Below are 13,125 nucleotides of genomic sequence, written 5' to 3' on the forward strand. Positions count from 1 at the left end.
GCTATTATTGCAAATATTTTTCCTCAAACTCTTTTGTCAAGGCGATGATTTGTTGTCCGGTCACTGCCAGTTCGGTGGTCAGTTTTTCCAGTTTAAAGAGCAATGCCAGCGCTTTTTTATGCGAAAAATTACTGTGCAGTTCTTTTACCACCTGGTTGTAATTGGTCCCCACCCCCCGGAACTGTGCGTAAAAAGTGGTCAGCTTGGCCACGTATTCGAGCGCCGCCCGGTCGGTTTTAACCACGCGGAATGGCTGGTCGAATACCCGGGCCTTAACAAAAACGGCTTTTGCTTTTACCCCGGATTGTTCAAATAATGTCAGAAAACGGGCATATTCACGGGTGTTGAAGCGTACCATAACGCACGCTGTGACGGGGTCGCTTTTTGCAGGGCGTCCCCCTTTTCGCCTTTGGCGGCTTGTATTTTCCTGTTTCATCTGTCGGATATTTTAGTGGGTGGCGCCGGCCACTCCGGTTTATAATGTCCGATACCTTAGTGCAGTCATTAACACTGCCATTATAAAAAAAAGCAGCGACTTCGGAGCCTGCTTTTCTCCCCTTGCGGGCAAGCGGTTTTGGGTTACGCGAAATGAAATGAGTAACTCAAAACACAGCTTGCTATTTGCCACGTTGCAAATAAATCTGTCCGCCATTAGGACAGATAAATTGACGGGCTGCAAACAGGACTGACAGCAGCCTGACCGGTTACCGGTATCGAACCGGAGGCAAAATTACCGGTCTTTTCAATTGCTTGAATATTACATGATTGTGCCAAAGATTGCCACTTTGGAGCCAGAAGCTGCCACTTTCCTCAGCGCCTGTTGAAGCGGGGTTTTATTGGCTTTTATTTGCATGAGATTAAAAATATGACCGATTATGCAAATGACTGATAGCAGGATAAAATGGCTGAAAAATCTTATGAACATTGGGATGAGTGAATAACTTCTCAAAAGGCCGGATATAACACTGTATAGTTGGATGATTGATAAATAATTGGATATACGACTGGCCAGACAGCGAGACATTCAAGCATTCAAATCTTAAGACGGCCAATCATTCTTTTACCCTAATAGCCATGTGATTACACAGATGTCTTGGCTGGCTATCCACCCAACCAGTCTGCAAATCAGAAGTATAAACAACTGTATGTATAACTTATTAAATGATTAAAAATGGAAAAGAAAAATTTGTGTATTGCTTTCTCCACCCAAAAAGGAGGAGCAGGAAAAACAACCCTGACCGTACTGGCAGCTTCCTACCTGCACTACGTGAAAGGTTACGATGTGGCAGTAGTAGATTGTGATTACCCGCAGTACAGCATTGCAGAAATGCGGGAGCGCGATTTAAAAATGGCCACAGAGGACGATTATTACAAGTCGCTGGCATACCAGCAGTTTACCCGTTTGGACAAGAAAATGTACCCGGTGATCAAAAGCCTTCCCGAAAAAGCGCCGGAAGCTGCAGAAGCGCTAATGTCCAAAGGCAAATACGACATCATATTTTTTGACCTGCCGGGAACAGTCAATAAGGAAGGGGTAATTTATACCCTGTCGCTGATGGATTATATTTTTTCACCCATCAGTGCCGACAGGGCAGTACTTGAAAGCACCTTACGTTTTGCCTCCCGCCTGAACGATAACATCATCACCACCGGGAAATCCAGGGTTAAAGGGCTATACTTAATCTGGAACCTGGTGGATGGCCGGGAGAAAACGGATTTGTACGAAGTATATGAACAGGTCATAGCAGAACTTCACCTTCCGCTGCTGAAAACCTTCCTGCCCGACAGCAAGCGTTTTCGCCGCGAGCTTCCCGCTTCACATAAAGCCCTGTTCCGCTCGACCATGTTCCCGGCCGATAAAGCATTGCTGAAAGGAAGTCACCTTGACTCCCTTATGAATGAAATTTTGGAAATCATTAATAATCAATGCCATGGACAAAACCTTTAAAAAAGAAGATATCAACGAAAAAGCGATTATCGCTTCTTTCCTTCAGGATGAGCCAATAGACCATGATTCGCTGATGCGGGAAAACAACGAAGAGGCCGGAGAAACGCCTGCCCAAAAAGCGGAAATATCCAAAGAAGAAACCTGGCGCAAACGTGGGAAAGAGCAGGATTATGAAACGCTTTTTGTCAAAGAATCCCCGGTTACCGCAAGAACAGGTAAGATGGTTTATATCCGCCGCGATTTTCATGATACGATCCAGGCTGTATGCCGGGTAATCGGGAACAATGAAGTGTCATTGTCGGGATACATCGACAATGTGCTGGCCCATCATTTTGAGACGTACGGTAATGAGATTACCCATCTTTATAACGAAAAACACAAAGGAATAAACATTATTAAAAACCTGGAAAAATGAGAAAACTATTCAGAAAGAAAAAGGTTGCTGCCAGGCAATCCCTGGACCAACAAGATGTGAAGTGTATTCCCCTTAAAGAGGAGGATTACGAAGCCCTCTTTTTCAAAGAGTCGGAAGTTAAAACGCGCAACGGCAAAGTGGTCTATATCCGCAAGGAGTACCATGACCGCATCCTGAAAATCGTCCGGGTGATCGGCGAAAACGATCTGTCCCTGTTCAGCTATCTGGATAATGTGCTGGAACATCATTTTACCATGTTCCAGGATGATATTACCCAGCTGTACCGGAAAAAGAATACCGATATTTTTTAATGCATCAGGTAAACAATTCAAATTCTTTAAGCCAATGATAGTTATAACGCCTTATACCGTAGTACTGGTGTTGCTGTTTGCTTTTACAGTGTTCTACGCGCTTTGGACCATGTTCTTTTTCATCTCTGAAAACCGGCGTTTGCGGAAGGAAAACAGCGAAGCAATGCTTAACGAACAGGACGAAAAAAAGCGCAAAGGCGATATTATCGGCAAGAGCCATTTTGTCCTCAAAGAACGCATTCCGGCGCCACAAACTGCCAAAGAACCTGACAATGTAAAAGATAACGGGAAAGAAAATATATTTGTCCCGTCAGATGTACCCAAAGAACATTCCCGGATCATTCCGGCGGATGAGCTGGACGAAGTTTTTGGCGATGTTCCTCCCGGCCAGGCCAACCCGCCGCTCGACATTGACTGCCCGATGCCGGAAAAACCGGACAAGGAAGATGAAGAGAACCAGAACGAGGAGGAAGAATACGAAGCCATGCAGGTTTCAGGCCGCTTGTTGGCCGAGGGAATCAGTTTTGAACAAATGGGCGAAGCCTACCGCACCGTGGTACACAATCCAATTCTAACAGAGGAGAAAAAAGAAGAAACAGGAGGTGTTCTTCTCAACCTGAAGCATACCGATATGTTTGAGGCGATGGTTTCAGGTAAGCCCGAAAGGGAAGACAGGGTCGGCGGATTGATCGATTCGTACCTGAAAGCTTTTCATCAGCGGAAAGCTGAACAGCCGGGAGAAAATAAGACTCCCGCGGCCCCTGTTCCCAAAGGGTTTGACGTCCGAAAGTATGTTTAACACATTAAGTACAAAAAGATGAAAAAGCGCGATTACGGATAGGCCGGTTTCATTTCACACGACCACTAAAATATCCGAAAAAGACAAACATTTTATTCACCCGGGGCGGAGTGTAATTAGGCCCGTTCCATAAACAAAGAAATCAGTATGACAAAAAAGAAAATCCTGATCCAGGCAGCCTTTATCATGGCTGCCGTTTCAACCGCATTTGCACAAGGCGATGGTACTGCCGGAATAACGGAAGCCACCAATATGGTCACCTCGTATTTTGACCCCGGGACCAAACTGATTTACGCCATTGGCGCTGTTGTAGGGCTTATAGGCGGAATCAAAGTGTACAACAAGTTCAGCTCGGGAGATCCGGATACCAGTAAAACCGCGGCCAGTTGGTTCGGCGCATGTATCTTCCTGATTGTAGCCGCCACCATCCTGCGCTCCTTCTTCCTTTAAGGTCACAGACCCCTTTATTATTCATCAAAATAGAATAAAATGGAGTATAATATCAACAAAGGAATTGGCAAAAGCGTGGAATTTAAAGGTTTGAAATCCCAGTACCTGTTTATTTTCGCTGCCGGGCTGCTCGCTGTTTTCGTAGTGTTTGTCATTCTCTACATGGCAGGTGTCAGCCAATGGGTTTGCATCGGTTTCGGGGTGATTGCCGCGTCGGTACTGGTATGGCTGACCTTCAACCTGAATGCCCGTTACGGGGAATTTGGACTGATGAAACTCATGGCCAAAAAACAGCATCCCCGTTACCTGATTAACCGGAAGGTTCTCCGTAGCCTTTTCCAAAAAGCAAGAAGGGAGGTTGCAGCATGAGGAATATCATGAAAGCAACGACCATCGAAAGCAAGTTCCCGCTGCTGAGCGTTGAACAAGACTGTATCGTCAGTAAAGACGCCGATGTAACGGTCGCTTTCCGTGTAAGCCTGCCGGAACTGTTTACCGTGACCTCGCCCGAATACGAAGCCATCCATTCGGCCTGGGCAAAAGCGGTTAAGGTGTTGCCCGATTACAGTGTAGTACAAAAACAGGATTGGTTTGTCCGGGAAACTTACCACCCAAAAACGGATGACGGGGAAATGAGTTTCCTGTCCCGAAGTTACGAACGCCATTTTAACGAGCGGCCTTACCTGAACCATGATTGTTTCCTTTACCTGACCAAAACGACCAGGGAGCGGATGCGGATGCAAAGCAATTTTTCATCGCTCTGCCGGGGCAATATCATCCCCAAAGAAATCAATAAAGACCATACGGTCAGGTTCCTGGAAGCAGTCGGACAGTTTGAGCGGATCATCAACGACAGTGGTTTTATACGCCTTATACGGATTACAACCGATGAAATTGTCGGGACGCCGGAAAATGCCGGGCTGATCGAAAAGTATTTTTCGCTTTCACTCGATGATACCACCTGCCTGGAAGATATGGAGCTGGGAGTGGACGGCCTCCGCATAGGCGATAAACACGTTTGCCTGCATACCTTATCCGATGTGGAAGATTTACCCGGAAAGGTAGGCACGGACATGCGTTACGAAAAACTGTCCACCGACCGGAGCGACTGCCTTTTGTCATTTGCCTCCCCGGTAGGTTTGCTCCTGTCCTGTGACCATGTGTATAACCAGTATTTATTTCTGGATGACAGCGCGGAAAACCTGCGGAAGTTTGAAAAAAGCGCCAGGAACATGCAGTCGTTGTCGCGTTACAGCCGGGGCAATGCCATTAACAGGGAATGGATTGACCTTTACCTGAACCAGGCCCATTCGCTGGGGCTGACTTCCATACGGGCGCACTTTAACGTAATGGCTTGGAGCGGGGATGAACAGGAACTAAAGCATATCCGTAACGAGGTAGGTTCACAGCTGGCGCTGATGGAGTGCAAGCCCCGCCACAATACCGTGGATGCGGCTACCCTTTACTGGGCGGCCATACCGGGCAATGCGGGCGACTTTCCGGTAGAAGAAAGCTTTTACACCTTCATCGAACAGGCGCTTTGCTTCTTTACCGAAGAAACCAATTACCGGTCATCCCCGTCGCCTTTCGGCATCAGGATGTGCGACCGGGTGAGCGGTAAGCCAATCCACCTGGATATTTCCGATCTGCCCATGAAAAAAGGGATTATCACCAACCGGAATAAATTCGTGCTTGGGCCCAGCGGAAGCGGCAAATCGTTCTTTATGAACCACATGGTCAGGCAATACTACGAACAGGGTACCCATGTTGTCCTTGTGGATACCGGGAACAGTTACCAGGGATTGTGTGAAATGATTCACCGAAAAACCAAAGGGGAAGACGGGGTTTATTTCACTTATACCGAAGAAAACCCGATTTCTTTTAACCCATTTTTTACCGACGACTATGTGTTTGATGTGGAAAAAAAAGACAGCATCAAAACCCTGCTCCTGACCCTGTGGAAAAGCGAGGACGACAAAGTGTCCAAAACCGAAAGCGGTGAACTGGGCAGTGCGGTATCCGCTTATATCCGTCGGATACAGCAAAACCGGAATATTACACCCTGCTTCAATACGTTCTACGAGTACATGCGCGATGACTACCGCCGTGAACTGGAAGAAAGGGAAATCAAGGTAGGCAGGGACGATTTTAATATCGACAATATGCTGACCACACTGAGGCAGTATTACCGGGGCGGGCGCTTTGATTTCCTGCTGAACTCGGATAAGAATATTGACCTGCTGTCCAAACGCTTTATTGTTTTCGAGATTGATGCAATTAAGGAAAACCGGGAACTTTTTCCCGTGGTGACTATCATTATCATGGAGGCTTTTATCAACAAAATGCGCCGTCTGAAAGGGGTCCGGAAACAACTGATCGTGGAAGAAGCCTGGAAAGCTATCGCTTCGGCAAATATGGCCGAGTACCTGCGCTACATGTACAAAACCGTCCGTAAATATTTTGGCGAAGCCATCGTGGTCACGCAGGAAGTGGACGACATTATCTCCAGCCCGGTGGTCAAGGAAAGTATCATCAATAATTCGGATTGCAAGATACTTTTGGACCAGCGCAAATACATGAACAAGTTCGACCAGATACAGTCCCTGCTCGGACTGACGGACAAAGAAAAGTCGCAGATCCTTTCCATTAATATGAGCAATGCACCAAACCGCCGGTACAAGGAAGTCTGGATAGGACTGGGCGGCGTTCAGAGCGCTGTCTATGCCACAGAAGTTTCGGTTCAGGAATACCTGGCTTACACCACTGAAGAATCGGAAAAAATGGAAGTGATGCAGCTTGCCGGAAAACTGGGCGGCAACATTGAACTGGCCATAAAACAACTTGCTGAAAGCAAATAGTAAAAACAGTCAGGTCATGTGCTCAAAACCTATCGGGACTAATCCTCTCGGGGCAAAACATGTTTTTGCCCTGCGGGACATTGCAGGCCGGTGGAAAAACCGGGAAGGTGCGCCGGATATCCGGATTTACAGAAACAGTGAAAGAAAAAACGGCGGCTTCTTTATGGAGTTTGCCTATAAAGGTGGCAATGTTTTCCGGCGTCCTGTCAAAAAGCATCAGGGTATCCGGTATGTCAACCTTTACGGAGTAATGAGCCTGTCCTATAATACGGACAACGACGTATTACAGCTTTCCGCTTACGGAAAATATAACCGGGCTAAGGATTAGCATCCCGTGGGAGCTGATCCCCGCCCTTTCAAACAAAAGTATCATCAAACAAAAAAGAAAGAATATGAAACGAATAATTTTAATTGTATGTGTGGCCTTGACAGGTTTTGCCTATCAGGCCAAAGCACAATGGGCGGTAATCGACCCATCCAATCTTGTACAGAATATCCAGCAGGTGGTCAAATCCTCGTCCACCCTCACGAACATGGTGAAGAATGTGCAGCAAACAGTCAAAATTTATGAACAGGGCAAGGCGTATTACGACGCCCTGAAATCAGTTAATAACCTGATTAAAGATGCCCGCAAGGTGAAAAGGACCATCGAGATGATTAGCGAAATCGGCGACATGTACATCACCGGGTTCAACAAGATGGTAGCCGACCCCAATTTTACCGTTGACGAACTGGCCGCTATCTCCGCAGGTTATGCCAAACTGATGGAAGAAGGGGGCGCATTGATAACCGACCTCAAAAACATTGTAACAGGCGGCAACGGGCTTTCCATGTCGGACAAGGAGCGCATGGATGTGATCGACCAGATTTATAACCGGATGCTGGACTACCGCAACCTGACCAGGTATTTTACGCAGAAAAGCATTTCTGTTTCGTTTATCCGCGCCAAGGCAAAAGCCGATACGGACAGGGTGCTGGCGCTTTATGGCAGTCCGTCGGAAAGATACTGGTAACAGGTAAAGGTTGTTTATTATGGAATTTGATAACCTGCACCAGGTTCTAAGGAGCCTTTACGAAGATATGATGCCCCTTTGCGGCGACATGATTGGCGTGGCAAAAGGGCTGGCCGGGCTGGGCGCTTTGTTCTATGTGGCATACCGCGTCTGGCAGGCCTTAGCAAGAGCGGAGCCAATCGATGTATTCCCGCTGCTCCGCCCGTTTGCCATCGGGCTGTGCATCCTCTATTTCCCAACTATTGTACTTGGGACCATCAATGCGGTAATGAGCCCGGTTGTCAAAGGGACACATTCCATTATGGAAACCCAGACTTTCGATATGCGGGCCTACCAGCTAAAAAAAGAAGAACTGGAATACCAGGCACGTGTCCGGGAGGGTAAAGCGTGGCTGGTGGACGACGAGGCTTATGACCAGAAGCTGAAGGACCTTGGGATATGGGACACCCCCGAAATCATCGGAATGTGGAGCGAAAGGTTCTGGTACGACATCAAAATGTGGTTCCGGCAGGTGGTCAGGGACTTAATGGAGCTGTTGTTCAATGCCTCTGCATTGATCATAGACACGATAAGGACTTTTTTTCTGGTCGTGTTGTCCATTCTGGGCCCGGTTGCATTTGCCTTTTCCGTTTACGATGGGTTCCAGGCAACCCTTACCCAATGGCTTGCGCGCTACATCAGCGTTTACCTGTGGCTACCGGTTTCCGACCTTTTTTCGGCGGTGCTGGCACGCATACAGGTTCTGATGCTGGAAGCCGATATCAAGCTGCTGGAAGACCCCAATTATATCCCTGACGGTTCAAACGGAATTTATATTGTATTCATGCTCATAGGCATCATCGGATACTTTACGGTTCCCTCTGTGGCCAACTGGATTATCCAGTCGGGCGGCATGGGCAGTGCCAGCCATGCTGTTAATAAAACCGCCGGAAAAGCCGGAAGCTATGCCGCCGGTATGGCCGGGGGCGCGGCCGGGAATATAGGCGGTCGTCTGGTAGGACGGTAATTATAACAATCAAAAAAACAAAAGAATTATGGAATTTAAGAGTTTGAAAAACATAGAGACCTCATTTAGGCAAATCCGGTTTTTTGTCCTTGTGTTTCTCTGTCTTTGTACCGGGATAACCGTTTATTCGGTGTGGAACGCTTTCAGTTATGCTGAAGCACAACGGCAGAAAATATATGTGCTTGACCAGGGAAAATCCCTAATGCTGGCGCTCTCCCAGGATATGGGACAAAACCGGCCGGTGGAGGCGCGTGACCATGTTACCCGCTTCCATGAATTGTTTTTTACGCTTTCACCTGACCGGGGAGCCATTGAATCCAATATTACCCGTGCACTGTTCCTTGCTGACCGCAGCGCCTACAACTATTATCAGGACATGCAGGAAAAGGGGTATTTCAACCGTATTGTTTCAGGAAATATCCAGCAGGTCGTGCAGGTGGACAGCGTGGCGTGCAGCTTCGCCGGTTATCCGTACACGGCTGTTACCTATGCCCGGCAGCGGATTATCCGGTCGAGCAATGTAACCGAACGCTCGCTTGTCACCCGTTGCAACCTGATTAACTCGGTGCGGAGCGATAACAACCCGCACGGGTTTACCATCGAGAAATTCGAAATCCTTGAAAACAAAGACATCCGGGTTTTGGACCGGTAGAAATGTTATGGCGAAAAAACGAAAGAGATTCACTGCCATCGGAGAACGGATGGAAAACCGTCTCCGGCAGTGGTGCGGGAGGATTCCTCCCGGAAAAAGGATTGCCGTCATACTTTCCCTTCTTTTCCTTTTTGCAGGGTTCTCGCTTTATATCACCTTTTCATCCCTGTTCAATTTCGGAAAAGATGAAAGAGCGAAGGAGAAGTTGAACTTCAAACATATAGAAGGCCTGCAACTGGAATTAAAGGATAAACGGGACAAACCGGACAGTTTAAAACCATCAAATGAAATTCATTATGAGAAAAAAAGAGAATAAAGACGGGGCAAAGCCGGCAGTGGAAGAAAAAAAGCCGCTCTCGCCCCAACAGTTACAAAAACGGAAGAAAATGGTGATTTTCCCGCTTTTCTTCCTGCTGTTTGCCGTTAGTATGTGGCTCATCTTTGCGCCGTCTGCTGATAAAAATGAAGAAACGGGAGATATTTTTAATGCCAACCTTCCCACACCAAAGAAAAGCGGAATTATAGCCGATAAGCGGGATGCTTACCGGCAGGAAGCCATCAGGGCCAAAGAGCAGGAAAAGATGCGCTCTCTCCAGGATTTTGCGTTTATGCTGGGCGATGAAACGCCGCAAGAAAAAACGTCACCCGGAAATGCGGGACTTCTGAAGGCCCCTGAATCTTCGGGAAGCAGTGTCAAACCTTCACGCCTTAAAAACAGTTCGCCGGGAAGCAGCCGGACCAGTGCGTTCCGCTCGTCTGCCGGTCAGTACCAGGATATCAACCTGCAACTGGGCAGCTTTTACAAAGAGCCTGCCCCTGAAGCAAAGGGTCAGGAACAGTCCGTTTTGGAAGAGCGTGTGCGGGAATTGGAACGGCAACTTCAGGAAAAGAACGAAGCGGAGCAGCAACTCGCCCTGGTAGAAAAATCATATGAGATTGCCGCTAAATATATGCCTGCTGATAAGAAAACTGCAGAAACGATAACTGCTCCCGTCTTAAAAACAGCAAAACCGGAAAAGAAAGCCGTTTCCAGCCCGGTATCGCAGGTTTCCGGTAACGTGGTTTCATTATTGGCTGCTCCCATGCCCGATTCGGTATTTATGAAAGAGTATGCCCAACCCCGGAACCTGGGGTTCCATACGGTTGCCGGCAGTGAGCAGGCAACGGAAAAGAACAGCATCGATGCCTGTATCAGTAAAACGGTTACGGTTACCGGCGGGCAGGAAGTCCGGTTACGCCTGCTGGAGCCTGTATATGCAGGGAAAATGCAGATTCCCGAAAATACGCTTGTATCTGGTTTTGCCCGGATTTCGGGAGAACGGATGAACATTGAGATAACCCATATCCAGTATGCCGGGAACATCATTCCGGTTAAAATGGAGGTTTTTGATCTGGATGGCAATCCGGGCATTTCCGTACCGGGTTCGGAAGAACTCAATGCTGTAAAGGATGTGGCTGCCAATATGGGCACTTCGATGGGGAGCAGCATCACCATTGCCGACAATGCCGGTTCGCAACTGCTGGCGGATCTGGGACGGGGCATTGTCCAGGGGGCTTCACAATATGCGGGTAAAAAAATGCGGACGGTCAGGGTTACGCTCAAAGCCGGGCACCGGGTATTGCTGCTCCCTTCCACGCAGTAAAGAAGGCTTATCGCCACTAAAATATCCAAAACAAACAAGTTTCATTTTTAAACAATCAGAAGTATGAAGAAAATTATTTTGATGTTGGCGTTCGCAGCAATACTATTTGCAGTTAACGCACAGGAAAAACCCACGACCGGGGATTATTTTAACGGGCTGACACGCCCGCTGACCTTCGATAGGATGATCCCGCCCTATGCGCTGGAAGTAACCTTTAACAAAACGGTGCACATTATTTTCCCGTCGGCCATCCGATATGTGGATTTAGGCTCGTCCGACCTGCTGGCTGCCAAAGCCGATGGCGCGGAGAATGTACTGCGGGTAAAAGCAGCCGTCCGGGGCTTTTCAAGAGAAAGCAACCTTTCGGTCATAACCGAAGACGGGGCATATTATTCTTTCAATGTAAAATATGCGGATGAGCCGGTCAAGCTGTCCGTGGAAATGGCCGATTTTATCCACGACGGGGAAACGGTAAACCGGCCCAATAACTCGCTGGATGTTTACCTGGAAGAACTGGGGCAGGAATCGCCGCTGCTGGTCAGGCTGATTATGAAATCGGTTTACAAAAACGATAAACGGGAAATCAAACATGTCGGCTCCAAACGTTTCGGGGTACAATACACGCTCAAAGGTTTGTATGTGCACAACGGGCTGCTATACTTCCATACCCAACTGAGAAACACATCGAACGTACCATTTTCGGTGGATTATATCATTTTTAAGATTGTGGATAAAAAGGTGGCCAAACGCACCGCCATCCAGGAACAGGTGATATATCCGCTCCGGGCTTACAACAACGTTCAGGAAATCGGGGGCAAAACAACCGAACGGACTGTTTTTGCCCTGCCTAAATTTACCATCCCCGATGATAAACACCTGCTGGTTGAACTGCACGAAAAACAGGGCGGGCGGCACCAGTCGTTTTTTGTGGGGAATGCCAGTTTGGTTCGAGCCAAAGTGATTGACGAATTAAAAGTGAAGTAATGAGGCAGGCTGTAATTTTTTACGCTGGAAATTGAAAGCTACATAACTGACCGGGTTATAATGCTGCAGACAGGACGAGACATACTTATAAAATTGGGAAAGCGTTCATAAATTGGACGCTTTCCTTTAATTAACAGTAGCTGTTTAAGTAATTAAGTCCGAATTGATTATATTTGCACAACACTTTAAATGCCCTGAATATGAGTTACCTGGAGTCTACATTGCAACCCGGAGAGAAAATTGTATATAAAGCAAATCTGCATTTCTTTCTCTTTTTTCAACCTGTCGTATTGTTGTTGTTAGGCTGGTGGTTCCGGGCATCAGCCGGTGACGTATCACACTTCCTGGGAGGTGTATTGCTATTTTTGGGGGCTGTGTCTTTCATTCAACGGCTGTTGGTAAAAATCGGTGCTGTTTATGCCGTTACCGATAAACGGGTCATTCTTAAAACCGGGGTTATCAGCCGCAAAGCGCTTGACCTTGTGCTGGCAAAATGCGAGGGGCTGCAAATCAAGCAGAGCGTGTCCGGCCGGTTATTCGGTTTTGGAACAATTATCGTTACAACAGGTGGTGCTGCAAGCAGTTATCCCTTTGTCTCCGATCCTATGCGTTTTAAAAAAGAAATCAATACCCAAATAGGCTGAATGGGTATAAAAAAAATATGCCTGATGGTATGGTCAGTTTAAAACTATTGGGGGATTGTTTTTATTTTGTTCTTCTTTCAATGCCCGTTTTTTTGCCTTTTCTTTTTTCTTCTTTTCCTTACGGGCTTTCTCGTCGTCCATAATTTCTTTCAGGGAACGGATGGTAACGGGTCCCTCCCGCTTAAAACGTTTGAAGTATATTTCTTCGATAAATTGTGGCAACGGGGCTTTCCATGTTTCCTGCTTATGGTTGTCTATCTTGCCCAACTTATCAGGGTTCAATCCTAACTCACGGGCCATCTGGACGTGTATATCGGACAGCTTATGTTTCTTTTGGGCAATAACCCATTTCTCCATTTTTGCATTTACAGCCATATCATTGAATTACAATGCAAAGATACC

General features: G+C 47.3%; 17 protein-coding genes. 15 read left to right on the forward strand and 2 right to left on the reverse strand.

What is annotated here, in order from left to right; all coding sequences use genetic code 11:
• Positions 1 to 4: 4 nt before the first annotated feature.
• Positions 5 to 436, reverse strand: coding sequence for a conjugal transfer protein MobA (mobA, locus tag AC6H3C_RS03535; RefSeq protein WP_497519288.1), 432 nt, complete (start codon positions 434 to 436; stop codon positions 5 to 7).
• Between the two features lie 735 nt (positions 437 to 1,171).
• Here mobA and AC6H3C_RS03540 point away from each other — a divergent pair.
• The 15 genes from AC6H3C_RS03540 (at position 1,172) to AC6H3C_RS03610 (ending at position 12,723) form a co-directional block, all read left to right on the forward strand.
• Positions 1,172 to 1,948, forward strand: coding sequence for a ParA family protein (locus AC6H3C_RS03540; protein ID WP_497518007.1), 777 nt, complete (start codon positions 1,172 to 1,174; stop codon positions 1,946 to 1,948).
• Positions 1,932 to 2,363, forward strand: coding sequence for a DUF3408 domain-containing protein (locus tag AC6H3C_RS03545; RefSeq protein ID WP_497519290.1), 432 nt, complete (start codon positions 1,932 to 1,934; stop codon positions 2,361 to 2,363). Before AC6H3C_RS03540 ends, AC6H3C_RS03545 begins: the two co-directional genes overlap by 17 nt.
• Positions 2,360 to 2,674, forward strand: coding sequence for a DUF3408 domain-containing protein (locus AC6H3C_RS03550; protein WP_497519292.1), 315 nt, complete (start codon positions 2,360 to 2,362; stop codon positions 2,672 to 2,674). The genes AC6H3C_RS03545 and AC6H3C_RS03550 overlap by 4 nt, the downstream gene beginning before the upstream one ends.
• Positions 2,675 to 2,708: 34 nt before the next feature.
• Positions 2,709 to 3,473 carry a hypothetical protein gene (locus tag AC6H3C_RS03555; RefSeq protein ID WP_497519294.1) on the forward strand — a complete coding sequence of 255 codons (765 nt, stop codon included), beginning with the start codon at positions 2,709 to 2,711 and terminating at the stop codon, positions 3,471 to 3,473.
• A gap of 147 nt (positions 3,474 to 3,620) precedes the next feature.
• The gene (locus AC6H3C_RS03560; protein WP_497519296.1) at positions 3,621 to 3,923 is read left to right on the forward strand and encodes a DUF4134 domain-containing protein; all 303 of its coding nucleotides are present in this window, start codon (positions 3,621 to 3,623) and stop codon (positions 3,921 to 3,923) included.
• A gap of 39 nt (positions 3,924 to 3,962) precedes the next feature.
• Positions 3,963 to 4,292, forward strand: a complete 330-nt coding sequence (locus AC6H3C_RS03565; RefSeq protein WP_497519298.1) for a DUF4133 domain-containing protein — start codon at positions 3,963 to 3,965, stop codon at positions 4,290 to 4,292.
• Entirely contained in the window at positions 4,289 to 6,781 is a 2,493-nt protein-coding gene (locus AC6H3C_RS03570) for a TraG family conjugative transposon ATPase (RefSeq protein WP_497519300.1), read from the forward strand. The genes AC6H3C_RS03565 and AC6H3C_RS03570 overlap by 4 nt, the downstream gene beginning before the upstream one ends.
• A gap of 16 nt (positions 6,782 to 6,797) precedes the next feature.
• Positions 6,798 to 7,109, forward strand: a complete 312-nt coding sequence (locus AC6H3C_RS03575; RefSeq protein ID WP_497519302.1) for a DUF3876 domain-containing protein — start codon at positions 6,798 to 6,800, stop codon at positions 7,107 to 7,109.
• Between the two features lie 64 nt (positions 7,110 to 7,173).
• Entirely contained in the window at positions 7,174 to 7,794 is a 621-nt protein-coding gene (locus AC6H3C_RS03580) for a DUF4141 domain-containing protein (RefSeq protein ID WP_497519304.1), read from the forward strand.
• Positions 7,795 to 7,813: 19 nt separating this feature from the next.
• Entirely contained in the window at positions 7,814 to 8,800 is a 987-nt protein-coding gene (gene traJ, locus AC6H3C_RS03585; RefSeq protein ID WP_497519306.1) for a conjugative transposon protein TraJ, read from the forward strand.
• Between the two features lie 28 nt (positions 8,801 to 8,828).
• Positions 8,829 to 9,452 carry a conjugative transposon protein TraK gene (gene traK, locus AC6H3C_RS03590; protein WP_497519308.1) on the forward strand — a complete coding sequence of 208 codons (624 nt, stop codon included), beginning with the start codon at positions 8,829 to 8,831 and terminating at the stop codon, positions 9,450 to 9,452.
• A 7-nt stretch (positions 9,453 to 9,459) separates the two neighbouring features.
• Positions 9,460 to 9,768, forward strand: a complete 309-nt coding sequence (locus AC6H3C_RS03595) for a TraL conjugative transposon family protein (RefSeq protein WP_497519310.1) — start codon at positions 9,460 to 9,462, stop codon at positions 9,766 to 9,768.
• The gene (gene traM, locus AC6H3C_RS03600; RefSeq protein ID WP_497519312.1) at positions 9,749 to 11,095 is read left to right on the forward strand and encodes a conjugative transposon protein TraM; all 1,347 of its coding nucleotides are present in this window, start codon (positions 9,749 to 9,751) and stop codon (positions 11,093 to 11,095) included. Before AC6H3C_RS03595 ends, traM begins: the two co-directional genes overlap by 20 nt.
• A 63-nt stretch (positions 11,096 to 11,158) precedes the next feature.
• Positions 11,159 to 12,079, forward strand: a complete 921-nt coding sequence (traN, locus tag AC6H3C_RS03605) for a conjugative transposon protein TraN (protein WP_497519313.1) — start codon at positions 11,159 to 11,161, stop codon at positions 12,077 to 12,079.
• Positions 12,080 to 12,279: 200 nt separating this feature from the next.
• Positions 12,280 to 12,723: a PH domain-containing protein gene (locus tag AC6H3C_RS03610; RefSeq protein ID WP_497519315.1), complete on the forward strand. Its 444-nt coding sequence runs from the start codon at positions 12,280 to 12,282 to the stop codon at positions 12,721 to 12,723.
• A gap of 33 nt (positions 12,724 to 12,756) precedes the next feature.
• On the opposite strand, the gene AC6H3C_RS03615 is transcribed toward AC6H3C_RS03610, so the two are convergent.
• On the reverse strand, positions 12,757 to 13,098 hold the full coding sequence (locus tag AC6H3C_RS03615; protein ID WP_497519316.1) for a hypothetical protein: 342 nt from the start codon (positions 13,096 to 13,098) through the stop codon (positions 12,757 to 12,759).
• Between the last annotated feature and the right edge of the window lie 27 nt (positions 13,099 to 13,125).

Source organism: Gaoshiqia sp. US2 (genome assembly GCF_059705485.1).